Annotated in this window: 21 protein-coding genes; 12 read left to right on the top strand and 9 right to left on the bottom strand. The window is 71.7% G+C overall.

Annotated elements, in window-relative coordinates; genetic code table 11:
* Positions 1–9: 9 nt before the first annotated feature.
* On the bottom strand, positions 10–1,782 hold the full coding sequence (locus ABZ862_RS04800; RefSeq protein WP_360952234.1) for a biotin carboxylase N-terminal domain-containing protein: 1,773 nt from the start codon (positions 1,780–1,782) through the stop codon (positions 10–12).
* A 383-nt stretch (positions 1,783–2,165) separates the two neighbouring features.
* Here ABZ862_RS04800 and ABZ862_RS04805 point away from each other — a divergent pair, with 383 nt between their 5' ends.
* On the top strand, positions 2,166–2,795 hold the full coding sequence (locus tag ABZ862_RS04805) for a hypothetical protein (RefSeq protein ID WP_360952237.1): 630 nt from the start codon (positions 2,166–2,168) through the stop codon (positions 2,793–2,795).
* Here ABZ862_RS04805 and ABZ862_RS04810 read toward each other — a convergent pair.
* From ABZ862_RS04810 to ABZ862_RS04825, 4 genes are all read right to left on the bottom strand, one after another.
* Positions 2,764–3,384, bottom strand: coding sequence for a nucleoside triphosphate pyrophosphatase (locus ABZ862_RS04810; protein ID WP_360952240.1), 621 nt, complete (start codon positions 3,382–3,384; stop codon positions 2,764–2,766). The genes ABZ862_RS04805 and ABZ862_RS04810 overlap by 32 nt on opposite strands.
* A 40-nt stretch (positions 3,385–3,424) precedes the next feature.
* Positions 3,425–3,553, bottom strand: coding sequence for a hypothetical protein (locus ABZ862_RS04815; RefSeq protein ID WP_360952243.1), 129 nt, complete (start codon positions 3,551–3,553; stop codon positions 3,425–3,427).
* Positions 3,554–3,703: 150 nt separating this feature from the next.
* On the bottom strand, positions 3,704–3,916 hold the full coding sequence (locus ABZ862_RS04820) for an acyl-CoA carboxylase subunit epsilon (protein WP_360952246.1): 213 nt from the start codon (positions 3,914–3,916) through the stop codon (positions 3,704–3,706).
* A 130-nt stretch (positions 3,917–4,046) separates the two neighbouring features.
* Positions 4,047–5,642 (bottom strand): acyl-CoA carboxylase subunit beta, encoded by a 1,596-nt coding sequence (locus tag ABZ862_RS04825; RefSeq protein WP_360952249.1) that lies wholly within the window; start codon positions 5,640–5,642, stop codon positions 4,047–4,049.
* A 111-nt stretch (positions 5,643–5,753) separates the two neighbouring features.
* On the opposite strand from ABZ862_RS04825, the gene ABZ862_RS04830 reads away from it, so the two are divergent.
* The 3 genes from ABZ862_RS04830 to ABZ862_RS04840 all read left to right on the top strand — a co-directional run bounded on the left by ABZ862_RS04830 (position 5,754) and on the right by ABZ862_RS04840 (position 8,775).
* Positions 5,754–6,740, top strand: coding sequence for a biotin--[acetyl-CoA-carboxylase] ligase (locus ABZ862_RS04830; RefSeq protein WP_360952252.1), 987 nt, complete (start codon positions 5,754–5,756; stop codon positions 6,738–6,740).
* Between the two features lie 70 nt (positions 6,741–6,810).
* Positions 6,811–7,032, top strand: coding sequence for a hypothetical protein (locus ABZ862_RS04835; protein WP_360952255.1), 222 nt, complete (start codon positions 6,811–6,813; stop codon positions 7,030–7,032).
* 525 nt (positions 7,033–7,557) lie between these two features.
* Positions 7,558–8,775, top strand: a complete 1,218-nt coding sequence (locus ABZ862_RS04840) for an adenylate/guanylate cyclase domain-containing protein (RefSeq protein WP_360952258.1) — start codon at positions 7,558–7,560, stop codon at positions 8,773–8,775.
* A 61-nt stretch (positions 8,776–8,836) separates the two neighbouring features.
* On the opposite strand, the gene ABZ862_RS04845 is transcribed toward ABZ862_RS04840, so the two are convergent.
* Complete coding sequence (locus ABZ862_RS04845; RefSeq protein WP_360952261.1) at positions 8,837–9,523, bottom strand: hypothetical protein; 687 nt, start codon at positions 9,521–9,523, stop codon at positions 8,837–8,839.
* A gap of 138 nt (positions 9,524–9,661) precedes the next feature.
* On the opposite strand from ABZ862_RS04845, the gene ABZ862_RS04850 reads away from it, so the two are divergent.
* The 3 genes from ABZ862_RS04850 (at position 9,662) to hutH (ending at position 13,487) form a co-directional block, all read left to right on the top strand.
* Complete coding sequence (locus ABZ862_RS04850; RefSeq protein ID WP_360953086.1) at positions 9,662–10,522, top strand: enoyl-CoA hydratase-related protein; 861 nt, start codon at positions 9,662–9,664, stop codon at positions 10,520–10,522.
* Between the two features lie 116 nt (positions 10,523–10,638).
* Entirely contained in the window at positions 10,639–11,808 is a 1,170-nt protein-coding gene (locus ABZ862_RS04855; RefSeq protein ID WP_360952264.1) for a GGDEF domain-containing protein, read from the top strand.
* Between the two features lie 140 nt (positions 11,809–11,948).
* On the top strand, positions 11,949–13,487 hold the full coding sequence (hutH, locus tag ABZ862_RS04860; RefSeq protein WP_360953089.1) for a histidine ammonia-lyase: 1,539 nt from the start codon (positions 11,949–11,951) through the stop codon (positions 13,485–13,487).
* 76 nt (positions 13,488–13,563) lie between these two features.
* On the opposite strand, the gene ABZ862_RS04865 is transcribed toward hutH, so the two are convergent.
* Entirely contained in the window at positions 13,564–13,938 is a 375-nt protein-coding gene (locus ABZ862_RS04865) for an LAETG motif-containing sortase-dependent surface protein (protein ID WP_360952267.1), read from the bottom strand.
* 109 nt (positions 13,939–14,047) lie between these two features.
* Between ABZ862_RS04865 and ABZ862_RS04870 the strand changes: the two genes are divergently transcribed.
* From ABZ862_RS04870 to ABZ862_RS04890, 5 genes are all read left to right on the top strand, one after another.
* A complete protein-coding gene (locus ABZ862_RS04870; RefSeq protein WP_360952270.1) occupies positions 14,048–14,389 on the top strand; it encodes a hypothetical protein in 342 nt (113 codons plus the stop codon).
* Between the two features lie 164 nt (positions 14,390–14,553).
* On the top strand, positions 14,554–15,804 hold the full coding sequence (locus tag ABZ862_RS04875) for an Ig-like domain-containing protein (protein ID WP_360952273.1): 1,251 nt from the start codon (positions 14,554–14,556) through the stop codon (positions 15,802–15,804).
* Between the two features lie 222 nt (positions 15,805–16,026).
* A complete protein-coding gene (locus tag ABZ862_RS04880; RefSeq protein ID WP_360952276.1) occupies positions 16,027–17,508 on the top strand; it encodes an ABC transporter permease in 1,482 nt (493 codons plus the stop codon).
* A 164-nt stretch (positions 17,509–17,672) separates the two neighbouring features.
* Positions 17,673–18,356: an ABC transporter ATP-binding protein gene (locus tag ABZ862_RS04885; protein WP_360952279.1), complete on the top strand. Its 684-nt coding sequence runs from the start codon at positions 17,673–17,675 to the stop codon at positions 18,354–18,356.
* 341 nt (positions 18,357–18,697) lie between these two features.
* A complete protein-coding gene (locus ABZ862_RS04890) occupies positions 18,698–21,952 on the top strand; it encodes a S8 family serine peptidase (protein WP_360953092.1) in 3,255 nt (1,084 codons plus the stop codon).
* Between the two features lie 88 nt (positions 21,953–22,040).
* On the opposite strand, the gene ABZ862_RS04895 is transcribed toward ABZ862_RS04890, so the two are convergent.
* Both ABZ862_RS04895 and ABZ862_RS04900 read right to left on the bottom strand, forming a co-directional pair.
* Positions 22,041–23,039, bottom strand: a complete 999-nt coding sequence (locus ABZ862_RS04895; protein WP_360952282.1) for a helix-turn-helix transcriptional regulator — start codon at positions 23,037–23,039, stop codon at positions 22,041–22,043.
* 121 nt (positions 23,040–23,160) lie between these two features.
* Positions 23,161–24,435: a family 1 glycosylhydrolase gene (locus tag ABZ862_RS04900; protein ID WP_360952285.1), complete on the bottom strand. Its 1,275-nt coding sequence runs from the start codon at positions 24,433–24,435 to the stop codon at positions 23,161–23,163.
* Positions 24,436–24,480: the final 45 nt, after the last annotated feature.

Below are 24,480 nucleotides of genomic sequence, written 5' to 3' on the forward strand. Positions count from 1 at the left end.
GCGGGGGTGTCAGTCCTTGATCTCGCAGATCGCCGCGCCCGAGGTGATGGAACCGCCGACCTCGGCGGACAGCCCCTTGATGGTGCCCGCCTTGTGGGCGTTGAGGGGCTGCTCCATCTTCATGGCCTCCAGGACGACGACCAGGTCGCCCTCCTTGACCTCCTGCCCCTCCTCCACGGCCACCTTGACGATGGTGCCCTGCATCGGGGAGGCGAGCGTGTCGCCGGAGGCGACCGGGCCGGACTTCTTGGCGGCCCGGCGCTTGGGCTTGGCGCCCGCGGCGAGGCCGGTGCGGGCCAGGGTCATGCCCAGCGAGGCCGGCAGGGAGACCTCCAGGCGCTTGCCGCCGACCTCGACGACGACCGTCTCACGGCCCGACTCCTCGTCCGCCTCCGTGTCGGAGGGGGCGGCGAAGGGCTTGATCTCGTTGACGAACTCGGTCTCGATCCAGCGGGTGTGGACCGTGAACGGCTTGTTGGAGCCGTTCAGTTCGGGTGTGAACGCCGGGTCCTTCACCACCGCGCGGTGGAACGGGATGGCCGTCGCCATGCCCTCGACCTGGAACTCCTCCAGGGCACGGGCGGCCCGCTGCAGCGCCTCGGCGCGGGTGCGGCCGGTGACGATCAGCTTGGCCAGCAGGGAGTCCCAGGCGGGGCCGATCACGGAGCCGGACTCCACGCCCGCGTCCAGCCGGACACCGGGGCCGGTCGGCGGGTCGAACCGCGTGACCGTACCGGGCGCCGGGAGGAAGCCCCGGCCCGGGTCCTCGCCGTTGATACGGAACTCGATCGAGTGACCGCGCAGTTTCGGGTCGTCGTAGCCGAGCGCCTCGCCGTCGGCGATGCGGAACATCTCGCGCACCAGGTCGATGCCGGCGACCTCCTCGGTGACCGGGTGTTCGACCTGGAGCCGGGTGTTGACCTCCAGGAAGGAGATCGTGCCGTCGGCCCCGACGAGGAACTCGACGGTGCCCGCGCCGACGTAGCCGGCCTCCTTGAGGATGGCCTTCGAGGACCGGTACAGCTCGGCGACCTGCTTCTTCGTCAGGAACGGCGCCGGGGCCTCCTCGACGAGCTTCTGGTGGCGCCGCTGGAGGGAGCAGTCACGGGTGGAGACGACGACCACGTTGCCGTGGCTGTCGGCCAGGCACTGGGTCTCCACGTGCCGCGGCTTGTCCAGGTAGCGCTCCACGAAGCACTCGCCGCGCCCGAAGGCGGCCACGGCCTCGCGCACCGCGGACTCGTACAGCTCCGGTACCTCGTCGAGGGTGCGGGCGACCTTCAGGCCGCGGCCGCCGCCGCCGAACGCCGCCTTGATGGCGATGGGCAGGCCGTGTTCCCGGGCGAACGCGACGACCTCGTCGGCCCCGGACACCGGGTCCGGCGTGCCGGCCACCAGGGGCGCGCCCGCGCGCTGCGCGATGTGCCGGGCGGCGACCTTGTCGCCGAGGTCGCGGATGGCCTGCGGGGGCGGGCCGATCCAGATCAGACCGGCGTCCAGCACCGCCTGCGCGAACTCGGCGTTCTCCGAGAGGAAGCCGTAGCCGGGGTGGATCGCGTCGGCATCCGCCTCGCGCGCCGCGTTGAGCACTTTCTCGATGTCCAGATAGCTGGCCGCGGGAGTGTCACCGCCCAGGGCGAACGCCTCATCCGCGGCCCGGACGTGCAGAGCGTCCCGGTCCGGGTCGGCGTAGACGGCCACGCTCGCGATTCCGGCGTCCCGGCAGGCCCGGGCAACGCGGACAGCGATTTCGCCACGGTTGGCGATGAGCACCTTGCGCACGATTGAGGCTCCCTCCTTGAAACAAGCCGAGTTTAGGGACTGCCGACACGGCACATCGACCCGGCCCCAATGGTGAGCTTGCCCACACGGAGCGTGATCCGAGGCGCGATCGACCCGCAAAATCCCTTGTCGCACCGCGGTACACAGCGCTGTGCTTGGAAACCCTAGCCCGCCCATGTGGTCAAGGTCTCTGTGAGAGCGTGCTGCGGCCCACTCCGTTTCTTTGTGGAGTCCCTACGAATGGCCCAACGCCGGTCGGCCGGCCGTTTGCCTTCCGCAGGACCCTTGTCCGGTGGTTTACCCGTTAGTAGCGTTCCGGATGACTTGACGGTCCGACGGTACTTCGTCGGACAAGGCTCTGGCTTGAGGGTGGGTGAAGGCCGGTGGTGCGCAGACCGGTGGCGTGGCTCGTGGCGGTCGTGCTCCTCGTCGAGGGGGTCTTCATCGCCGCCCTGAACTGGTTCCTGGGGGTGGTCGTCGACCGCCAGGACATGTCACTCGCCGGCCTCGATCCCGACGCCATGTCGCTCTCGTCGAAGATCGGCGGGATCGTCTTCGGCGTGTACTTCCTGCTGTGCGCGCTGGTCGCCCTGCTCGTCGCCGTCCGCGACCGCGCGCCCGCCGGCCTCGGGCGTGTCCTGCTGATCAGCGCGGCCGTGGTGCACGGGCTGCTGGGCGCGTTCGCGGTGGGGCTGGTGAGCTGGACGGCATTTATCTACATGATCGTCGTACTGGCGCTGATCGTGCTGCTGCTGATGACGTACGACGCGCAGGAGCGGCCGGGCGCGGGCGCGGCTTCGGCGGGCGGGAAGGCGGGGCCGGACGGGCCCACGGGGCGGGAGCACCCGGAGCACCCGCAGCATCCGGAGCACCCGCAGGGGCCGGAGGGGCCGGAAGGCGGTCCCGGCGGCCGTGGGGCTCCTCAGGACGACGCTCCGGGCCCGGTCGACGCCGCGGCGCCCGTCGACGCCCCGGCTCCGGTCACTCCGCCGCCGGCGCCCACAGTTCCGTGATGCCGACGCCCAGTTCGGCCAGCAGCCGCCGCACCAGAGGCATGCTGATCCCGATGACGTTGCCGTGGTCGCCGTCGATCCCGTCGATGAACGGCGCCGAACGCCCGTCCAGCGTGAACGCCCCCGCGACATGGAGGGGCTCGCCCGAGGCGACGTACGCGGCGAGTTCGTCGTCCGTCGGCTCACCGAAGCGGACCACGGTGGACGCCGTCCCGGACGCGTACCGCCCGCTCACCGTGTCCCACACGCAGTGGCCCGTCTGCAACGTCCCCGCCCGCCCGCGCATCGCCTTCCAGCGGGCCGTGGCCTCCTCCGCGTCCGCGGGCTTGCCGAGCGCCTGACCGTCCAGCTCCAGGACCGAGTCGCAGCCGATCACCAGCGCGCCGCTCACGTCGGGGCGTGCGGCCACCACGGATGCCTTGGCCTCGGCCAGCGCGAGGGCCAGTTCGGCGGGGGTGGGGGCGGTGACGGCGTCCTCGTCGACACCGCTGACGATCACCTCGGGGGCCAGTCCGGCCTGGCGGAGCAGGTTGAGCCGGGCGGGGGAGGCGGAGGCCAGCACGAGGCGGCGGGGCGGGTGGTTCGTCATGGGGGAAGCGTATCCATTGCGCCCCGGGCGCGCGGGGTGCTCACCGCAGGCCGATGACGACCATGGCCAGCAGCATGGCCAGGGCCAGGAGCATGCCGAGTCTGCGGAGCATGGCCTGGAGGTCGCGCAGCTCCTGGGGCGGTTCGTCTTCCGGGTCGGACCACAGCACGCTGCCAGCGTGCGCCGGGGCTCCGGCGGGAGGCATGAGTACGGGTACTCAAGTCGGGGCGCGGGACAGCCGGGGCAGGCGTGGGGCCGGGGAGGGGGCGGGGAGCCGCGGCGTCGTGCGCGGTTCCCCGCGCCCCGGGCGGGCTGTCGCTCAGCCCGGCCAGAAGGTGCGGGCCCACGTCGAGGGCCCCGGCTGGGGCAGCGGGTGGGTGGCGATACGGGCCGGGTCCGACCAGGCCGTGCGCGCGGCCGGCGGCCGGGTGGACGACGCCGCCGCCAGGGCCGCCGCCCTGACCTGGACGACGGTCAGGGCCGCCGCGAGTTCTTCCGGGGTCGGGTTGCCCCGTACGACCTTGATGGTCATGGGTGCTCCAGAAGGGCGGGCCGGAGGCCCGGGACACGGGCCGGGGAGCCCGGAGCCGGGGCCGGCGGCCGGAGAGACAGGGGAGGAGACGGAGAGACGGGGGAGACGGGGACGTGGGCCTGGCCCGGGGCTAGAGGGGGATGTTGCCGTGTTTCTTCGGAGGCAGGGATTCCCGCTTCGTGCGGAGCTGACGCAGACCGCGGACGATGTGGCGGCGTGTCTCGGACGGCATGATCACCGCGTCGATGTAGCCGCGCTCCGCCGCGATGTAGGGGTTGAGGAGGTGGTCCTCGTACTCCTGGATCAGCCGGGCCCGGACCGCTTCCAGATCCTCACCGTTCGCCTCCGCCTCCGCGAGGGTGCGGCGGTGCAGGATGTTGACCGCGCCCTGGGCGCCCATGACGGCGATCTGGGCGGTCGGCCAGGCCAGGTTGAGGTCGGCGCCGAGGTGCTTGGAGCCCATGACGTCGTAGGCGCCGCCGAAGGCCTTGCGGGTGATGACGGTGATGAGCGGGACGGTGGCCTCGGCGTAGGCGAAGATCAGCTTGGCGCCGCGCCGGATGATGCCGTCGTGCTCCTGGTCGACGCCGGGCAGAAAGCCGGGCACGTCGACGAAGGTGAGGACGGGCACGTTGAAGGCGTCGCAGGTGCGGACGAAGCGGGCGGCCTTCTCGCTGGCCTTGATGTCCAGGCACCCGGCGTACTGCATCGGCTGGTTGGCGACGACGCCGACCGGGTGCCCCTCGACACGCCCGAAGCCGGTGACCATGTTGGGCGCGTAGAGCGGCTGGGTCTGGAAGAACTCCCCGTCGTCGAGGACGTGCTCGATCACCGCGACGATGTCGTACGGCTGGTTGGCGCTGTCCGGGACGATCGCGTTGAGTTCGAGGTCCTCGCCGGTGACGGTGAGGTCCGCCTCCTCGGGGAAGGCCGGGGCCTCGCTGAGGTTGTTGGACGGCAGGTAGGACAGCAGCTGCTTGATGTACTCGATGGCGTCCTTCTCGTCGCCCGCCATGTGGTGGGCGACGCCGGAGACCGCGTTGTGGGTACGGGCGCCGCCGAGCTCCTCGAAGCCGACGTCCTCACCGGTGACGGTCTTGATGACGTCGGGGCCGGTGATGAACATGTGCGAGGTCTGGTCGACCATCACCGTGAAGTCGGTGATCGCGGGGGAGTAGACCGCGCCGCCCGCGCAGGGGCCCACGACCAGGCTGATCTGCGGGATCACACCGGACGCGTGGGTGTTGCGGCGGAAGATCTCGCCGTAGGCGCCGAGCGAGGCGACACCCTCCTGGATCCGGGCGCCGCCGGAGTCGTTGATGCCGATGACCGGGCAGCCCGTCCTGAGGGCGAAGTCCATCACCTTGACGATCTTCTGCCCGTACACCTCGCCGAGGGCGCCGCCGAAGACGGTGAAGTCCTGGGAGAACACCGCGACGGGACGGCCGTCCACGGTGCCGTAGCCGGTGACGACACCGTCGCCGTACGGCCGGTTGTTCTCCAGTCCGAAGCTGGTGGAGCGGTGCCGGGCGAACTCGTCCAGCTCGGCGAACGACCCCTCGTCGAGCAGCAGTTCGATACGCTCACGCGCGGTCAGCTTGCCCTTGGCGTGCTGTTTCTCGACCGCGCGTGCCGAGCCGGCGTGCGTCGCCTCCTGGACCCGGCGCTGGTGATCCGCGAGCTTGCCCGCGGTCGTGTGGATGTCGTTCTCTTCCGGCTCGGACATAGGGACTGCGGCTCCCTGCCTGCTCAAAAGTTGCGTCGGTTACTCATCCGCAGAGTAGTGGCGGGTACTCCGATCGGCAGTGCGGCGTTTCACACACCTAGGGTGGCCTGCATGACGCCGCGAGATGGTTCACGAGACGTTCCGCACGGGAAAAAGGGTCCCGCACCGGGGAACAATGGCCCCTGGCCCGGCGACGGTCCCGGATCCGCGGCCCGGGGCCCCGCGGGGTCGCCGGGTTCCGCGGGCTCCCCGTGGTCGGATCTCGACCGTCCGCCGCTGAACGCCACGGCCCTGCGGCGCGGCCTGCTGGTACGGGACCGGGTGACCGGCGAGCCCGGTCTCTACCGCGCGGTCGAGATCGTACGGCGGACCGGTTCCACCAACTCCGACCTGGTGGCCCGGGTCGCCGCGGGGACGGCGGAGGAGGGCACGGTCCTGATCGCGGAGGAACAGACCGCCGGCCGGGGCCGCCTGGACCGCCGCTGGACGGCGCCCCCGCGCTCCGGTCTGTTCTTCTCCGTCCTGCTGCGTCCGTCCGGCGTCCCGGTGGCCCGCTGGGGCTGGCTGCCGCTGCTCACCGGCGTGGCCGTGGCGACCGGCCTGTCGCGGGCCGCGGGCGTGGACACGGCCCTGAAGTGGCCGAACGACCTCCTCGTGACCGTCGGCGGGGAGGAGCGCAAGGCGGGCGGCATCCTCGCCGAGCGGGCCGGGGAGGACGGGGTGGTCGTGGGAGTGGGCATCAACGTGACCCTGCGCGAGGACGAGCTGCCGGTGCCGCAGGCGGGTTCGCTGGCACTGGCCGGGGCGGTCACCACGGACCGCGATCCGCTGCTGAGGGCGGTGCTGCGGTCGCTGGAGGACTGGTACGGGCGCTGGCACGCGGCCGACGGCGACCCGCTGGCCGGCGGCCTCCAGGAGACCTACGCCGCGGGCTGCGCCACGCTGGGCCGCACGGTACGCGCGGAACTCCCGGGCGACCGGTCCCTGGTCGGGGAGGCGGTGGCCGTCGACGGGGACGGGCGCCTGGTCCTCGCCACGGAGGAAGGGGTACGGGAGCCGGTGAGCGCGGGGGACATCGTGCATCTGCGGCCGGCGTGAGGGCGGTCCGGGAACATCCGTGATGTGGTCGGCCTTAGGGAATGGCGCCGCGCGGCGCATACTGTTGCCAATGACGAAGCCACCTGCACCCAAGCGCTATCTGCCCACCAGCCCCTTCAAAGCCCCTCCCACGCCGCCTCCCAAGCAGTTCGCCCTGAGTGATCTGGTCACCCATGACATGTACGGCCTCGGCCGGGTGACCGGCGTCGAGGAAGGGGTCGCGGTCCTCGTGGACTTCGGTTCGACGCAACAGCGGATCCTGAGCCCGTACACCAAGATGACCAAGCTGTAGCACCCCCTGCCAGGAGCGTTCCGCCCGAACCGCTCTGCCTGAACCGCTCTACTTGAACCGTCCTGCCTGAACCGCTCTGCCAGGAGCGTTCCGTCAGGGGACGCCCGCCTGCACCGCTGCGCGCGGTCGCACACCGTGCCGCGCGCGGTCGCACGCCGTGCCGGATCACTGTTCCGGACCCGCACCGAACGGGAGACCTCCCATCGACCTGACCTTGCTGTTCTCCGCCCCGGAAGGGGCGACCCGGCCCACCGCGGCTTCACCGCCTCCGACGACGGACCCCTTCCGGGCGCCGGACTTCGGGGAGGACGAGTTCTTCCCGCTCGACTTCGAGCCCGAGCCCGAGCCACCGCGGGTGTCCGCCCCGGACAACCGTGCGCCCCGGCGCAGGGCGAAGCGCCACTGACTCCCTGAGCGCCGCGTGTTCCCGGCCCAAAACCTCCTCCACGAGTGAGCCAGCCCACAGCTGCCGTAGAGTTGGCCCCGGTCGATACCTGACCGCGGCAGATCGGAAGGGCAGCAGGCGTGACCGTCGACGACACGGGCTCCGGCGCGGACGCGGACGGCCGGGTGGACCCTCCGGCGCCCGGTGCGCCCCTCGGGCCGGACGACCGGGGTGACCTGGGTGATCCGGGCGACCGGGGTGACGCGGGCGAGCCGGATGACGCGGATGAGGCCGAGCTCGGCGGGCATCCGCTGGCGCTGCGTCTCGAAGGCCTGATCCTGGGCGCCGAGCGCCGTTACACACCGTTCCAGGCGGCCCGTAGCGCCGGTGTGTCCATGGAGCTGGCGTCCCGGTTCTGGCGGGCGATGGGCTTCGCGGACATAGGCCAGGCGCGGGCGCTGACCGAGGCGGACGTCCTGGCCCTGCGGCGGCTGGCCGGCCTGGTCGAGGCGGGCCTGCTCAGCGAGGCCATGGCGGTGCAGGTGGCCCGCTCCACGGGCCAGACCACCGCCCGGTTGGCCGAATGGCAGATGGATTCCTTCCTGGAGGGCCTGACCGAGCCCCCCGAACCCGGTATGACCCGTACCGAGGTGACGTACCCCATCGTCGAGCTGCTCCTGCCCGAACTGGAGGAGTTCCTGGTCTACGTCTGGCGCCGTCAGCTGGCCGCTTCGGCGGGCCGGGTGGTGCAGGCGGCCGACGACGAGGAGATGGTCGACCGGCGTCTCGCGGTGGGCTTCGCGGATCTGGTCGGTTTCACCCGGCTGACGCGGCGGATGGAGGAGGAGGAACTCGGCGAGCTGGTCGAGGCCTTCGAGACCACGTGCGCCGACCTGGTCGCGGCGCACGGCGGACGGCTGATCAAGACGCTGGGCGACGAGGTGCTGTACGCGGCGGACGACGCGGGCACCGCGGCCGAGATCGCGATGCGGCTGATCGAGACGATGGCGCACGACGAGACGATGCCGGAACTGCGCGTGGGCATGGCGCTCGGCACGGTGACGACGCGGATGGGCGACGTCTTCGGTACGACGGTGAACCTCGCGTCACGGCTGACGTCGATAGCGCCCCGGGACGCCGTGCTCGTCGACACCGCGTTCGCGGAGGAACTCGTCCGCACCCGCGACGCCCCGGTCTCCGAGGCGGCGGCCGCCGAGGCCGCTGCCGCCGCGGAGAAGGAGGGCGAGGAGCCGCCGGCGTACCGGTTCGCGCTCCAGCCGATGTGGCAGCGCCCGGTGCGCGGGCTGGGCGTGGTGGAGCCGTGGCTGCTGACCCGGCGGGACGACCCGAGCGGCTGACTCCACGGGACGGCCCGAGCGGCTGACCCGGCGGGACGGTCCGGCGGGCGCGGTGGCTTCCTCACCTCCGCTCGTGGCGGCCGTGGCCGCTGTCGTGGTCGTGGCCGCCGAGCCCGTCGCCGGCCAGCAGCGGATCGACGCACAGCCCGATGACCGGTACGCAGATCCCGGACCCCGACCCCGACCCGGACCCGTTCCGGTGAGGCGGGGAACCCGATGGTCCCGCAGGCCCACCCGTCCCGGGCGTGGCGCCCGGCGCCGTGGTCGGCGCCGTGGGCGGCGCGCCGGTCGGCTCCGGGGCCGCGGCGCCGGGACCCGAGGTCGGTCCGGGCCTGGAGCGGGGCACGGCGGTGCCGGGACGTTCCGGCGCGGTCGTGGCGGCGGGAGCGGCCGACGGCGTCACGGTGGCGCCGGGCAGCAGGCTGGTGCCCGCCAGCAGCAAGGACGTCGCCGAGGGCCGTACGCCCGGTGCGGCGCCGCCGTCCGCGGGGACACCGGCGGCGCCCGGACCCACCGCACCGCGGCCTTCTCCGCCCGGCGGCCGGGACGGCGCCTCGGCCGCCCCGAGCCCGCCCGCGCCGCGGTCGCCCCCGCCGCCGACCGTGGCCCCGGCGATCAGATACGCCACCTCGAACGTCCCGGCGGCCAGTGCCAGCCCCCCGACCGCGTACCGGGCCCGCCGCCCGCCGCGCACCCGGATCCGCCGATGCCGCCCCCGCCGCGGCCCGCCGGACGATATGCCGTCCATCAGTCCGTTCCCCCTCCCCGTCCCTGTCTCATGGCGGACGCACGCTATGCCCGCCGATGCGAGCCGAGGGGGGAGTCGGACGGAATGTCACCCGAACGGGTAAACGATCCGGTCTTTCCACGCGCTGCCGCGACTGGGATGATCGAGGCGGGACGGCTGTTAACACGCGTTAACCGGGAGGGCGCTGTGGGGAGCGGGACGGACGAGGAGCGGTTCGGTGACCATGTAGGGGTGCGGCGGTACGAGGGCGGCCACGTCGCCGAGCTCGTCCTGGACCGTCCCGGGGCCATGAACGCCGTGTCCACGGAGATGGCGCGCTCCCTCGCGGGCGCGTCCGCGGCGCTGGCCGCCGACCGGGACGTACGGGTGGTGGTGCTGACGTCGTCGCACGAGCGGGCGTTCTGCGTGGGTGCCGACCTCAAGGAACGCAACGCGCTCACGGACGCCGAGCTGCTGCGGCAGCGTCCGGTCGCCCGGGCCGCGTACACGGGGGTGCTGGAGCTGCCCCAGCCGACGGTGGCCGCGGTCCACGGGTTCGCGCTCGGCGGCGGTTTCGAGCTGGCGCTCGCCTGCGATCTGATCGTGGCCGACGGTACGGCGGTGGTGGGGCTGCCGGAAGTGTCGGTGGGCGTGATCCCGGGGGGTGGAGGTACCCAGCTGCTGCCGAGACGGGTCGGTGCGGCGCGGGCGGCGGAGCTGGTGTTCACGGCGCGCAGGGTGGCCGCGGCGGAGGCGCGCGAGCTGGGCCTGGTGGACCGGCTGGTGGAGGACGGCCGGGCCCGCGAGGAGGCGCTGGCGCTGGCCGGGCGTATCGCCGTGAACTCGCCGGTCGGACTCCGTGCGGCCAAGCGTGCCCTGCGCCTGGGGCACGGCCTCGACCTGAAGGCGGGCCTGGAGGTGGAGGACGCGGCGTGGCGCTCGGTGGCGTTCTCGGGCGACCGCGTCGAGGGAGTGGCGGCATTCGCCGAGAAGCGGAAGCCGGTGTGGCCGGGGGAGTGAGCGGAGCCAATGCGGCCGGACCGGCTCGCGGCGACGGACGGAACGGGTGGAGCCCCCTCCCCCTCGCCTGCCTCGTAAAAGTCCCGATCGGTCCGGAATCTCCCTAGCCTGGGGGGATGGGTGAGGACGAGCGGCTCGCGGCTGTCGTGGGGCTGGCGCAGGGGATGGCGGCGGCGCACAGTCCGAGGGAGTCGTGGCGGGCCGCGGCGCTGGGGGCGTGCCGGGCGCTGGACGGCAGTTTCGCGGCGCTGTCGGTGTGGGAGCGGGAGCTCGGCCGGCTGCGGGTCCTGGTGAACGTGGGGGAGCTGGCGCCGGGCGAGGAGGAGTTCCCGGACGGCGAGACGTATCCCGTGCACCGCTTCCCCGAGATCACCGAGTTCCTGCACGAGCGCTGGGCGGGCGGCGGCGGTCCCAACGCCTGGGTCGAGACGGCGAAGGGCCCGGCCGGGGACGGGGGCGCCGCCCGCGCCGGCTACGTCCATCAGCGCGTCGCCGCCCTGCGTCGCCGGGGCCGGGGCTGCTGCGTGGTCGCGCCGGTGGTGCTGCACGGCCGCGCCTGGGGCGAGCTGTATGTCGCCCGCCCGGTCGGCGCTCCCGGATTCGCCCGGCCCGACGCCGATTTCGCGACCGTGCTGGCCGCCGTGGTCGCCGCCGGGCTCGCCCAGACCGAGCGCCTGGAGGAGGCCAGGCGGCTGGCGTTCACCGATGCGCTGACCGGACTCGCCAACCGCCGTGCCGTGGACGTACGGCTGGAGGAGGCGATCGAGCGGCACCGGCGGGACGGCATGGCGGTGAGCCTGGTCGTCTGTGACCTGAACGGCCTCAAGAAGGTCAACGACACCCTCGGTCACGCCGTCGGCGACCGGCTCCTCGAACGCTTCGGCTCCGTGCTGTCCCTGTGCGGCGCCATGCTGCCCGGCGCCCTCGCCGCCCGGCTGGGAGGCGACGAGTTCTGCCTGCTGGCGGTCGGCTGTCCGGCCGACGAGGTCGTGAAGGCGGCGGACGAGCTGTGCCGCCGGGCGGCCGTGCTGGAACTCGGTGAAGGCGTGGCGTGCGGGATCGCCTCCACCGAGGACCCCATCGGGCCCGTCCGCTCCGCCCGCCGGCTGTTCCGGCTCGCGGACGCCGCGCAGTACCGGGCGAAGGCGCTGCGCTCGGACCGGCCGGTCGTCGCGGGGCGCGGCGGCCCCGACGACCCCGTCGTACGCCTCGCCGACACCCCGTCACCCCCGGCGCCGTCTTCCGGTCGCCCGGAACGCCGCCGGTTCCGCGGCCGCCGCCCCTGACCGGGCACCGGAGGCGAACCCACCGCCAGGCGGGCACATCGCCAGGGGTCACAGGGTCGGGCGCCACATCGGTAAGGGTCACTCGCCCCCTCCACTGGTGACACCATCGACATTCACCCCGTACGCTCCTGAATATGGATATGCACACTGTGGTGGTGGGGACGTCCGGAGTGACCGCGTCCGACGTGCTCGCCGTGGCGCGCGGCGGCGCCCGGGTCGAACTGTCGGCGGAGGCGGTGGCCGCGCTGGCCGCCGCCCGCGAGATCGTGGACGCGCTGGCGGCCAAGCCCGAACCGGTCTACGGCGTCTCCACCGGCTTCGGCGCCCTGGCGACCCGGCACATCAGCCCGGAACTGCGCAGCCGGCTGCAACGCAACATCGTCCGCTCGCACGCGGCCGGACTCGGACCCCGGGTCGAACGCGAGGTCGTCCGCGCCCTGATGTTCCTGCGCCTGAAGACCCTCTGCTCGGGCCGCACCGGAGTGCGCCCCGAGGTCGCGCGGACCATGGCCGACGTGCTGAACGCCGGTATCACGCCCGTCGTGCACGAGTACGGCTCCCTGGGCTGCTCCGGAGACCTCGCCCCGCTGTCGCACTGCGCCCTGACCCTGCTGGGCGAGGGCGAGGCGGAGGGCCCGGACGGCACCGTGCGCCCCGCCGCCGAGCTGCTCGCCGAGCACGGCATCACGCCCGTCGAACTGCGCGAGAAGGAGGGCCTCGCCCTCCTCAACGGCACCGACGGCATGCTCGGCATGCTGATCATGGCCCTCGCCGACCTCGACACCCTCTACAAGGCCGCCGACATCACCGCCGCCCTCTCCCTGGAGGCCCTGCTCGGCACCGACAAGGTCCTCGCCCCCGAGCTGCACGCCATCCGCCCGCACCCCGGGCAGGCGGCCAGCGCCGCCAACATGCTCGCCGTGCTGCAGGGCTCCGGCCTCACCGGCCACCACCAGGACGACGCGCCCCGGGTCCAGGACGCCTACTCGGTGCGCTGCGCCCCGCAGGTCGCCGGCGCCGGACGCGACACGCTCGCCCACGCCCGCCTGGTCGCCGAGCGGGAGCTGGCCGCGGCCGTCGACAACCCGGTGGTGCTCCCCGACGGCCGCGTCGAGTCGAACGGCAACTTCCACGGCGCCCCGGTCGGCTACGTCCTCGACTTCCTCGCGATCGCCGTCGCCGACCTCGCCTCCATCGCCGAGCGCCGCACGGACCGTCTCCTCGACAAGAACCGCAGCCACGGCCTGCCGCCGTTCCTCGCCGACGACGCGGGCGTGGACTCCGGGCTGATGATCGCTCAGTACACCCAGGCGGCCCTGGTCAGCGAGCTGAAGCGGCTCGCCGTACCGGCCTCGGCCGACTCCATCCCGTCCTCCGCGATGCAGGAGGACCATGTCTCGATGGGCTGGTCGGCGGCGCGCAAGCTGCGCACGGCGGTCGGCAACCTGTCGCGCGTCCTCGCGATCGAGCTCTACGCGGCCGGCCGTGCCGTGGAGTTGCGCGACGGCCTCACCGCGGCCCCGGCGTCCCGCGCCGTCATCGACGCGCTGCGCGCGGCGGGTGCGGCGGGCCCGGGCCCCGACCGCTTCCTCGCCCCCGACCTCGAGGCGGCGGACGCCTTCGTGCGTGACGGCTCACTGGTCGCGGCGGCCGAGAAGGTCACCGGCCCGCTGCGGTAGTCCGTCCGGTCGCGGCCCGGGAGACCGGCGGAAGGGCGGCGGAGGACTGCGGAGGCTGGCGGAAGGGCGCCGCCCCTCAGAACCCCAGCCGCTCCCGCCGTACCGAGTACACGACGAACCCCGCCCCGACGGCGAGGCAGAGGCCGCCTCCGACGACGTACGGCGTGGTGTCCACGCTTCCGGTGTCGGCGAGCCGGGTGTCGTCGGCGAACTGCGCCGAGACGTCCGTCCCGTCGGCCCGGGAGGTGACCTGGGACCGGGACGCGGACCGTGAGGCGCGCAGCGTCCCGGTCCCGTCGGCCGTCGTGGTCACCCTGGCCTGCCGCGTCGCCGACACGTCCGATCTCGCCGGGGTGTCCTGGGAGGCGTTGGCGGTCGGGACGAACCACAGGGCGCACAGCAGGGTTCCTGCGGCGGTGGCGGTCAGCAACGGGCGGCGAGCGGATGACACGGAATATCGATCCCCTTGTGACGCTGGCTAATTGGCCGTGTGAAGAGATGTTAGTGAAAATTACGGGTCACAGGAAAGTCACGGGAGGTTTCAGCCGTACTCTCGCCGCATGAGTACTCCAGAGAACGCGCGTTTTGTACGGCTTCGGGTGGACCTCGTCGTGGAGATCGACGACGAGGAAGCGGTGACCGGTGCCGCATTGCAGAAGATTTCGCACGATCCCGATATGCCGGCTGATGAGCGGGTACACGCGGAAAGCGCTGTGACGGAAGACACCGCGGAAGCGCTGGCCTATCTCGTCGACCCGTTCGACCTGGTCAACGCGGTGCCGGGGGTGGAGTTGGCGCAGGCGAGCTGGTCGAGTGAGCAGATCGACTACGACCCGGACTCGCCGGAGTGGGACCTCGCCCAGGATGATGACGGGGAACGCGAGGACGACCGCGACGAGTGACGTGGCGCCGGCGCCGTGGGGGACGCTGCCGATGACGCGGCCGGAGTGGTGTGTCCCACACCGTCCGGCCGCGGGAACCGGGCGGTGCGGTGACGGCGTTGAACTTTCTTATACGGGGGCTTACGGGGTTGTTGGGGATTTCGGCAACGATGGAGAAGCGTGTGATGACGAACAGTAAGCGGCGCAGGGGCCTGATGGCCGCGTCCGCACTGCTCGGCGGTGTACTGGTGCTCTCGGCCTGCTCCGGAGGCAGTGACAGTTCCTCCTCGGGCGGCGGCAACGACTCCTCCCAGGCCAAGGCCGACGAGGCGGCGGCGAAGAAGTCCTCGGCGGCCGAGATCACGATCAGCCCCAAGGACGGCTCGGACAACGCCTCCATCAACAACTCCGCCGGCGTGGCCGTGGCCAAGGGCACGCTCACGTCTGTCACCATGACGACCGCCTCCGGCACCGCCGTGGCCGGTCAGCTGTCCGCGGACAGGAAGAGCTGGAAACCGACCGTCCAGCTGGAGCGCTCGACCACGTACAAGGTGTCGGCGGAGGCGAAGGACTCGGCGGGTCTGGTCGCCCATGAGAACGCCTCGTTCACGACGGTCTCGCCGTCCAACAGCTTCATAGGCAACTTCACGCCGGAGGACGGCTCCACGGTCGGCGTCGGCATGCCCGTGTCGATCAACTTCGACAAGGCGATCACCGACAAGGCGGCTGTGCAGAAGGGCATCACGGTCACCTCCAGCAGCGGCCAGGAGATCGCCGGCCACTGGTTCAACGCCAACCGCCTCGACTTCCGCCCGGAGAAATACTGGACGGAGAACTCCACCGTCACGCTGAAGCTGGCGCTCGACGGCGTGCAGGGCGCCTCCGGCGTCTACGGCGTGCAGCAGAAGACGGTGACCTTCCACATCGGCCGCAACCAGGTCTCCTACGTCGACGCGCAGACCAAGCAGATGAAGGTCACGCAGGACGGCAAGACCATCAAGACCATCCCGATCTCCGCCGGTTCGCCCGAGAACAAGACGTACCAGGGCCAGATGGTGATGATGGAGAAGTTCAAGGAGACGCGCATGAACGGCGCGACCGTGGGCTTCACCGACGACGACGGCAAGGGCGAGTACGACATCAAGGACGTGCCGCACGCCATCCGCCTGACCAGCTCCGGCACGTTCATCCACGGCAACTACTGGGGCGCCAAGTCCGTCTTCGGCAGCGTCAACACCAGCCACGGCTGCGTGGGCCTGTCCGACACCAAGGGCGCCGACGACCCCGGCACCCCGGCCGCGTGGTTCTACAACCACTCGATCGTCGGCGACGTGGTGGTCGTCTCCAACACCGGCGACAAGACGGTCTCCCCGGACAACGGCTTCAGCGACTGGAACATGGACTGGACCCAGTGGAAGGCAGGCTCAGCAGCCTGACCCACCCCGCCCACCGCCGAAGGCGGCCGCCCACCGGGGCGGCCGCCTTCGGCGTTCCGCGGACCCCACCGACCGGAATCCGCGGGGTGCCCGGCCGGCCGGTACGGGTTCACAGGGGTCACAGGCGCGTGCGGTGCTGTTCCTGGCGGGGCGACAGGCTTCTCATGGTTCTCTTATGCGTGGCTTAGTGTGTCATCACGCGCCGTGCCTACCTTGCGGCGCATGTTCTTCACCTACCTGAGGCGCGAACTGCGCCGCCGTAGAAAGGCGGCCCTCGTCGTCGCCTCCGGGCTCGCACTGGGCATCGCGCTGGTCATCGTGGTCACGTCCGTGTCCTCGGGCATGAACAAGGCGCAGGACAAGGTCCTCCAGTCGCTGTACGGGCTGGGGACGGACATGACCGTCACCAAGGCGGCCACCCCGACCGCCAACAGTTCGCAGCGGCCCCGCTTCCAGTTCGACGCGCGGGGCAACGACGACGACTCGAAGCAGAGCAGCGACCGGGTCGTCGTCCAGGGTTTCACCACGCTGGCCTCCACCACCGTGACCAAGGTCGGTGACCAGTCGGGCGTCTCGTCGGCGGTCGGCGGGCTGAGCCTCAACGTGGTGAAGGTGAGCGGGCAGTTCACCCGCGGTCAGTTCCAGCAGGACCAGAGCGGTTCCGGCGGCCAGCAGGGCGGCCGGGGTTTCGGCGGGGGCGGCAGCAGCCAGCCGCAGGGTGAGGTGAAGGGCGGCGGCGCCAACTTCGACATCAACCAGTACACGGTCTTCGGCACCGACGTCACCAAGGCCGGCCTCGGCCCGCTGACCTCCTCGAAGATCACCAGCGGCCGTACCTTCAAGACGACCGAGACCGACGCGAAGGTCGCCGTCGCGGACTCCGCGTACGCCAAGACCAAGAAGTACAAGGTCGGTTCGACCGTCACCATCAAGAGCGTCAAGTACAGGATCATCGGTATCGCCACCGCCACCAGCGGCGACTCGGCGGCCAACCTCTACATTCCGCTCCAGCAGGCGCAGACCCTCGCCGGTGAGAAGAACAAGGTCACCACGATCTACGTCAAGGCGACCGACTCGCAGCAGATCGACACCGTCAAGGGCGCCATCCAGAAGAACGTCTCCGGTACGACGGTCACCACCTCCGCCGACCTCGCCAAGACGGTCTCCGGTTCGCTGTCCACCGCCTCCAGCCTCGCCTCCAACGTCGGCAAGTGGCTGTCCATCGCGGTGCTCGTGGCCGCGTTCCTGGTCGCCGGACTGCTGACCTCCTCCGCCGTCTCCCGGCGGGTCCGTGAGTTCGGCACGCTCAAGGCGCTGGGCTGGAAGTCGGGCCGGGTGACCCGGCAGGTCGTCGGTGAGGCCATGGTCAACGGCCTGGTCGGCGGCGCCCTCGGTATCGCGCTCGGCCTGGCGGGCGCGTACGCCGTCACCTCCGTCAGCCCCACCCTCCAGGCCCAGCTGGGCGGTTCGGGGGGCAGCACCGGCGGTGGCGGCGGGTTCGGTGGCGGTGGTGGCGGCGGCTTCGGCGGGCCCGGGCGGCAGGCCGCCAAGACCCTCGAGGTCGCGCTCACCGCTCCGGTCAGCGTCTCCACCATCGCCGTCGCGGTCGCCCTCGCGGTGGCCGGCGGCCTCATCGCGGGTGCCTTCGGCGGCTGGCGTGCCTCCCGGCTGCGTCCCGCGGACGCCCTGCGCCGCGTCGAGTAGCCGCACGCCGGACGGACGAGCCGCACGCCGGACGGACGGCGAACCGACGCCGACGGCGTGAGTCCCGTACGGCCGCGCGGCCGGTGGCCCCTGGGGCCTGCCTCCCTCGGCAGGCCCCGACACCCGTAGCACCAGACAGACCCGACCAGGAGCTGACAGCCCCCATGTACGAACTCAGAGGCGTGACCAAGCGCTACACGCGCGGCAAGGACATCGTCAACGCGCTCGACGGCATCGACCTCACCATCGGCGACGGCGACCGCCTCGTCATCCAGGGCCCCACCGGCGGCGGCAAGTCGACGCTGCTGCAGATGCTCGGCGGCCTGGACCGGCCCACCGCGGGCGAGGTCGTCCTCGACGGCACCGACCTCGCCAAGCTGTCCGAGGCCAAGCTGACCAAGGTGCGCAGCGAGAACATCGGCTTCGTCTTCCAGTCGTTCAACCTCATCCCGACGCTGACCGCGCAGGAGAACGTCGAGACGGCCCTCGTACCGCTCGGTGTGAAGACGAAGGACCGGCGCGAACGGGCCGCCGAGGCACTGAGGTCGGTCGGTCTCGGGGAGCGGCTCGGGCATCTGCCGGGGGAGATGTCCGGCGGTCAGCAGCAGCGCGTCGCCATCGCCCGCGCGCTCGTCAAGGAGCCCAAGGTGCTGCTCGCCGACGAGCCCACCGGCAACCTCGACGAGGGCATGCGCGACGAGATCATGGAGGTGCTCGAACGCATGTGGAAGGAGCACGGGCTGACGTTCATCATGGTCACCCACGACTCCTCGATCGCCCGGAAGGCGCCGCGCGTCGCCACCATCCGCAAGGGGAAGATCACGGTGAAGGAGAACGCCGGGACCTGAACGCTTCCCGGGAGTGACGGTCCGTCAAGACGCCACGCCGCCGCGGACGCCAACCCGGCGATCACGTAACGGAGTTCACGCGATGACGTTACAGCCGGCGCGCGGTCTTCTTACCGTTCTCTCATCCGCTTGTGGCGTCTGATCACCCCTCGGCATACTTCGGGTTCCGGGGGGTGTACGCACATGCGTACGTGACCGCCCCCGGCCGGGGGACGCGAGATCACCACAACTCGCCCGATCCGCCCGGTACTCCATCACCAGGGGGAGTTTTGCGCAGACAAGTCAACAGCGCGTACGCCGCCACCGTGGCGGCGGCGGCCGCAGTGGCACTCGCCGCCGGAATGACCAGCCCGGCGGCGGCCGGACCCGAACAGCGCGCGGCGCACCCGAAGGCCGCCTCGTTCGCAGGTCAGCACCACATCACCCTGATCACCGGTGACCGGGTCACCGTGGACGCCAAGGGCCGGGTCCTCGGCCTCCAGCCCGCCAAGGGCCGTGAGCACATACCCGTCCAGCTCCGCAAGGCCGACGGGCACACCTACGTCGTCCCCGCCGACGCGGCCCGCATGGTCGCCGGCGGCAAGCTGGACAAGCGGCTGTTCGACATCACCGAGCTGAACCGGTCCGCGACCCGCGCGTCCCAGAAGAAGGGGCTGAAGGTCATCGTCGGCTACCAGGGGGCCGCCTCGGCCGCCAGGGCCGACGTCCGCGACGCGGGCACCCTGCGCCGCAGCCTCCCGACGCTGAACGCCGACGCCGTGCAGACCCCGCAGCGGGACACCCCCGAGCTGTGGGACGCCGTCACCAACGGTGAGAAGACCGCGTCCGGCATCGCGCACATCTGGCTCGACGGCACCCGCAAGGCCAGCCTCGACAAGTCCGTCCCGCAGATCGGCGCCCCCACGGCATGGGCGGCCGGGTACACCGGCAAGGGCGTCAGGATCGCCGTCCTGGACACCGGTGTCGACGCGACCCACCCGGACCTCAAGTCCCAGGTCATCGAGTCGAAGAACTTCTCCACGGCCGCCGACGCCACCGACCACTTCGGCCACGGCACGCACGTCGCGTCCATCGCGGCGGGCACCGGCGCCAAGTCGGGCGGCAAGTACAAGGGCGTCGCACCCGGCGCGAAGATCCTCAACGGCAAGGTCCTCGACGACTCCGGTTCCGGCGACGACTCCGGCATCCTCGCCGGCATGGAGTGGGCGGCCGCGCAGGGCGCCGACATCGTCAACCTCAGCCTCGGCGGCCAGGACGCGCCCGGCATCGACCCGCTCGAGGCGGAGGTGAACAAACTCTCCGCCGAGAAGGGCATCCTGTTCGCCATCGCCGCGGGCAACGAGGGCCCGGACAGCATCGGTTCGCCCGGCAGCGCGGACGCCGCCCTCACGGTCGGCGCGGTCGACGACGGCGACAAGCTCGCCGACTTCTCCTCCACCGGCCCGCGCATCGGCGACGGCGCCATCAAGCCGGACGTCACCGCGCCCGGTGTGGACATCACCGCCGCCGCGGCCAAGGGCAGCGTCATCGACCAGGAGGTCGGCGAGAAACCGGCCGGCTACCTGACCATCTCCGGCACCTCGATGGCCACCCCGCATGTCGCGGGCGCCGCCGCGATCCTCAAGCAGGAGCACCCCGACTGGGGCTACGAGGACCTCAAGGCCGCGCTCACCGGCTCCGCCAAGGGCGGCGCGTACACGCCGTTCCAGCAGGGTTCGGGCCGTATCGCCGTAGACAAGGCGATCAAGCAGACCGTCGTCGCCGAGCCGGTCTCGCTGAGCTTCGGCGTCCAGCAGTGGCCGCACAGCGACGACACCCCGGTCACCAAGCAGCTGACCTACCGCAACCTCGGCACCAAGGACGTCACCCTCAGCCTGTCCGCCACGGCCACCGACCTCAAGGGCAAGACGGCCCCGGCCGGTTTCTTCGCCCTCGGCGCGGCCAAGGTGACCGTCCCCGCGGGCGGCACCGCCTCCGTCGACGCCACCGTGAACACCAAGCTGGGCGGCACCCTCGACGGCGCCTATTCCGCGTACGTGACCGCGACCGGCGGCGGCCAGAGCGTCCGTACGGCCGCCGCGGTGGTCCGCGAGGTGCAGTCGTACGACGTCACACTGAAGTTCATCGGCCGTGACGGGCAGCCCGCGGCGGACTACCTGGCCGGTCTGTACGGCATGACCGGCCTCGGCGCGGACCAGTACTACTCGCCCTACGACCCGTCCGGCACCGTCACCGCCCGCGTTCCCAAGGGAAGTTACGTCCTCGACACCGGGATCCTCGTGGACCCGAAGGACCTGGACAAGGGCCTGGACTGGATCGCCCAGCCCAAGCTCGACGTCACCAAGGACACCACGATCACCGTCGACGCCCGCACGGCGAAGCCGGTCGACATCACGGTGCCCGACTCCTCCGCCAAGACGGAGTTCGGCTCGGTCGACTACTCGGTCGACACGGCCGACGGCGGAGCCTCGTTCGGCTGGTTCGTCGACACGTACGCCGGCTTCCGCACCGCGCACCTCGGTCCGCAGATCACCGACGGCTCCCTGAGCCAGCAGTGGGACGCGCACTTCACCAAGGGCACCGACGAGCAGTGGTCCACCACCGTCGCCGCCCACGTCAAGCAGCTCGCCACCGGTTACACCCGGCACTGGAAGACGAGCGAACTCGCCACGGTGAAGGCCCACATGGGCAGCGGGATCAGCGGCAAGACGGGTGCCGTCACCGCCTTCGCCTACCTGCCCGACAGCTTCGGCGGCTCCGGCATCGGCATCGAGCAGAAGATCCCCGGCACCCGCACCCTGCACCTGTCCACCCTGGGCGGCGTCCAGTGGGAGCTGGACTTCGACCAGTACAACGGCACCGGCCCCGACGGCTTCCCGATCGACGAGGCGTTCTACATCCAGCCGTACCTCGACACCTTCAAGGGCGGCAAGACCTACGAGAAGACCTTCAACACCGCAGTCTTCGGACCGCACATCAACGCCGACTACGGCCTGTTCCGCAGCGGCAACCAGATCTCCGGCCTGCTGCCGCTGTTCTCCGACTCCGCCAAGCACCCGGGCCAGTCGACCTTCACCTCGGTGAACACGACGCTGTACCGCAACGGCACCAAGATCGGCACCAGCGACGACCCGCTGTTCGGCGTCCACCAGTTCAAGGTGCCGTCGGGCAACGCCGAGTACAAGCTGACCACTTCGGTCAAGCGGAGCGTGAAGATCGCCGCCGCGTCCACCAGGATCGACGTCAGCTTCACCTTCCACTCCAAGAAGCCGAGCGGCTCCGACGCGGTCAAGCTCCCCGCCTCCACCGTCCACTTCGGCGCCAAGACCGGCCTGGACAACCGCGTCGCGGCGGGCAGGACGGTCACCTTCCCGGTCGCCGTCGAGGGCGCCGCCGCGGGCAGCAACCTCAAGTCGCTGTCGGTCTACGTCTCGTACGACTACGGCCAGACCTGGAAGCAGATCCAGGTCAAGGGCGGCAAGATCACCGTCAAGAACCCGGCGGCGGGCAAGGCCATCTCCTTCCACGCCAAGATCGCCGACAAGAAGGGCAACAAGTCGACGGTCTCGATCTACAACGCGTACTACGGCAAGTGACCCGGCAGGTCACGTAGTCACGGAAACCGCGAGCGGCCCGCCGGAGATCCACTCCGGCGGGCCGCTCCGCTGCCACCCCGAGGGGCGGCTACGCCTGCTGCTGCACCTTGGTCGCGTCGGTCCCCCAGCTGGCCAGCAGCCGCAGCGCCTCCGCCGACGGTGAACCGGGCTCCGCGTGATAGGTGACGAGGGACTGGTCGCTCTCACCGGACAGCCGGAAGGACTCGAAGTTCAGGGAGAGATCACCGACCAGCGGATGGTGCAGTCGCTTCAGCCCGTGGTTCTTCTCCTTCACGTCATGGGTGGCCCACAGCCGCCGGAAGTCCTCGCTCTTCACCGACAGCTCGCCGACCAGCGCCGCCAGCTTCGAATCGTCCGGATAGCAGCCGGCGTCCATGCGCAGCGCGCACACGATGTCGATCGCCTTCTGCTCCCAGTCGACGAACAGGTCCTGGTAGTCGGGCCGCAGGAAGACCATCCTCGCCCAGTTCCGCTCGGCCGCCGGCAGCTCGCCCCAGTCACCGAAGACGGCCGCGGCCGGCCGGTTCCAGGCGAGGATCTCCGAGCGCCGCCCCACGATGTACGCCGGCACCCCGTCCATCACGTCGAGCAGCTGCCGCAGCACGACCCGCACCTGCTGGGAACGGGCGGCGGGCTTCTTCTTGTGCTGCTTGGGCTTGGCCAGGTGGGTGAGGTGGGCATGCTCGGCATCGCTCAGCCGCAGCGCCCGCGCGATGGAATCGAGCACCTCCGCCGACACGTTCCGCCCGTTGCCCTGCTCCAGGCGCGTGTAGTACGCCACGGACACCCCGGCCAGCTGCGCCAGCTCCTCGCGCCGCAGCCCCGGCACCCGGCGGTGCCGCCCGAACTCCGGCAGCCCCACGTCCTCCGGCTTCAGCCGGGCGCGCCGGGTCCGCAGGAACTCGCTCAGCTCGGCACGCCGGTCCAGCGCCCGGCCGGTGAGGGGCGCCCCGGGCACGGGGCCGGGGGTGCGGGCGGTGGGCGTACCGAGGCCGGGAGTGCCGGGGGTGAGGGGGCCGGCAGTGGGGGTGCCGGGGGTGGGGCTGCCAGGGGCGGGCGTGTCCATCCGTCCAGTATTCATGGGACCGCCCGGCAACCGGGCCGGGGATCCTGACCCCGCCAGTGGTAGGGACGGCGAGGGACCCCCCTGATCCCCCGACTGGTCCCCCCACTGGTCCCCCGACCGGTCAGCGGTCTCCGGCCGGCCGGCTCCGGCTTTCGGCGAGCGGGCCGCGGTGGCTGCGCACCAGGTCGGCGTACACCTTCGCGCTCGGCTTCGGGCGGCGGCGGAAGGTCGTGCGGTCGACCTCGTGCAGCCCGAGCTGGGCGCCGTAGCCGAAGATCCACTCGAAGTTGTCCATCAGCGTCCAGTGGCAGTAGCCGACGACGGGTGTGCCGCCGGCGGCCTCGGCCGTGAGCGCCTCGACGGCGGCCGGGATGAAGGCGGCGCGCTGGGTGTCGTCCGGGGTCTGGATGCCGTGCTCGGTGACCAGGACCGGCACGCCCGACACCTCGTGGGCGTAGCGGACGGCGCCGGCGAGGGAGCCGGGCGCGATGACCGTGCCCATGCCGTTGAGTTCGCCCTCGGCCCGGACCTCGCCGTCGGGACCGTGCACGATCCGCTCGTAGTTCTGCACGCCGATGAAGTCGTCCTGGCGTGCCTCGCGCAGCCAGTGGTCGTAGACGGCGGCGCGCTTCGCGTCGCGGCGGGCCTCGCCGCCGGGGACCGCCACCTCGTCGGCGATCGCGATGGAGACGCCGACCGGCAGGTCGCCGCGGCGGGCCTTGATCGCCTCGCGGGCCGCGCGGTGGGCTCGGGTGAACGCCTCCTGGAACTCGGTCTGCCGGTCGGCGGGGATGACGTTGGCGCTGGCGTAGGTGCCGCTTCCGGCGGCGTGCGCGGCGGCGGCGAGCATCCGCGCCTTGAGCGCCTCCGCCTCGGCCGGCAGTTTCGCGCCGGCTTGCAGGAGCTGTTCGAGGTTGGGCTCGTTGAGGGTGACCGCGTAGGCGATGCGGTCGCCGAAACGCGCCATGACACGGTCGCACTGCTCGGCGAAGCGCGCCGGGGCGTCCGCGGCACTCCAGGAGCCGGCGGCCGCGAACCAGTGCGGGGCGGTGAAGTGGCTGAAGGTCACGAGCGGCGCGAGCCCGCGCCGGAGGCAGCCGTCGACCAGACGCTCGTAGTGGTCCAGGGCCTCGGCGGAGACCGCACCCCGCTCGGGTTCGACACGGGCCCACTCGACGGAGAACCGGAAGGCGTTCAGGCCGAGCCCCGCGACCAGGTCCAGGTCCGTCTCCCACAGCCGGTAGCCGCGGCACGCGGGTCCGCTGGGCTCACGGAACAGCGAGGGCGTGGTGTGCTCCAGGAACCAGGTGTCACTGGCGCTGTTGTCGCCCTCGTTCTGGTGCCCCGCGGTGGCGACGCCCCACAGGAAGTCGGCGGACGGGCTGATCGAGGTCATGGGTGCTCCTTGCGGTGGGGCCGGGCCGCCACCAAAGCCTTGGTG

It is taken from the genome of Streptomyces sp. NPDC047000 (assembly GCF_040644295.1).
In the GTDB taxonomy this organism is placed as follows: domain Bacteria; phylum Actinomycetota; class Actinomycetes; order Streptomycetales; family Streptomycetaceae; genus Streptomyces.

Bases quoted from the DNA above. Each gene is read 5' to 3' on its own strand.
- ABZ862_RS04810 (WP_360952240.1), bottom strand. From the start codon at position 3,384: ATGACGAACCACCCGCCCCGCCGCCTCGTGCTGGCCTCCGCCTCCCCC.
- ABZ862_RS04820 (WP_360952246.1), bottom strand. From the start codon at position 3,916: ATGACCATCAAGGTCGTACGGGGCAACCCGACCCCGGAAGAACTCGCG.
- ABZ862_RS04825 (WP_360952249.1), bottom strand. From the start codon at position 5,642: ATGTCCGAGCCGGAAGAGAACGACATCCACACGACCGCGGGCAAGCTC.
- ABZ862_RS04830 (WP_360952252.1), top strand. From the start codon at position 5,754: ATGACGCCGCGAGATGGTTCACGAGACGTTCCGCACGGGAAAAAGGGT.
- ABZ862_RS04835 (WP_360952255.1), top strand. From the start codon at position 6,811: ATGACGAAGCCACCTGCACCCAAGCGCTATCTGCCCACCAGCCCCTTC.
- ABZ862_RS04845 (WP_360952261.1), bottom strand. From the start codon at position 9,523: ATGGACGGCATATCGTCCGGCGGGCCGCGGCGGGGGCGGCATCGGCGG.
- ABZ862_RS04850 (WP_360953086.1), top strand. From the start codon at position 9,662: ATGATCGAGGCGGGACGGCTGTTAACACGCGTTAACCGGGAGGGCGCT.
- ABZ862_RS04855 (WP_360952264.1), top strand. From the start codon at position 10,639: ATGGGTGAGGACGAGCGGCTCGCGGCTGTCGTGGGGCTGGCGCAGGGG.
- hutH (WP_360953089.1), top strand. From the start codon at position 11,949: ATGCACACTGTGGTGGTGGGGACGTCCGGAGTGACCGCGTCCGACGTG.
- ABZ862_RS04870 (WP_360952270.1), top strand. From the start codon at position 14,048: ATGAGTACTCCAGAGAACGCGCGTTTTGTACGGCTTCGGGTGGACCTC.
- ABZ862_RS04875 (WP_360952273.1), top strand. From the start codon at position 14,554: ATGACGAACAGTAAGCGGCGCAGGGGCCTGATGGCCGCGTCCGCACTG.
- ABZ862_RS04880 (WP_360952276.1), top strand. From the start codon at position 16,027: ATGTTCTTCACCTACCTGAGGCGCGAACTGCGCCGCCGTAGAAAGGCG.
- ABZ862_RS04885 (WP_360952279.1), top strand. From the start codon at position 17,673: ATGTACGAACTCAGAGGCGTGACCAAGCGCTACACGCGCGGCAAGGAC.
- ABZ862_RS04890 (WP_360953092.1), top strand. From the start codon at position 18,698: ATGACCAGCCCGGCGGCGGCCGGACCCGAACAGCGCGCGGCGCACCCG.
- ABZ862_RS04895 (WP_360952282.1), bottom strand. From the start codon at position 23,039: ATGGACACGCCCGCCCCTGGCAGCCCCACCCCCGGCACCCCCACTGCC.
- ABZ862_RS04900 (WP_360952285.1), bottom strand. From the start codon at position 24,435: ATGACCTCGATCAGCCCGTCCGCCGACTTCCTGTGGGGCGTCGCCACC.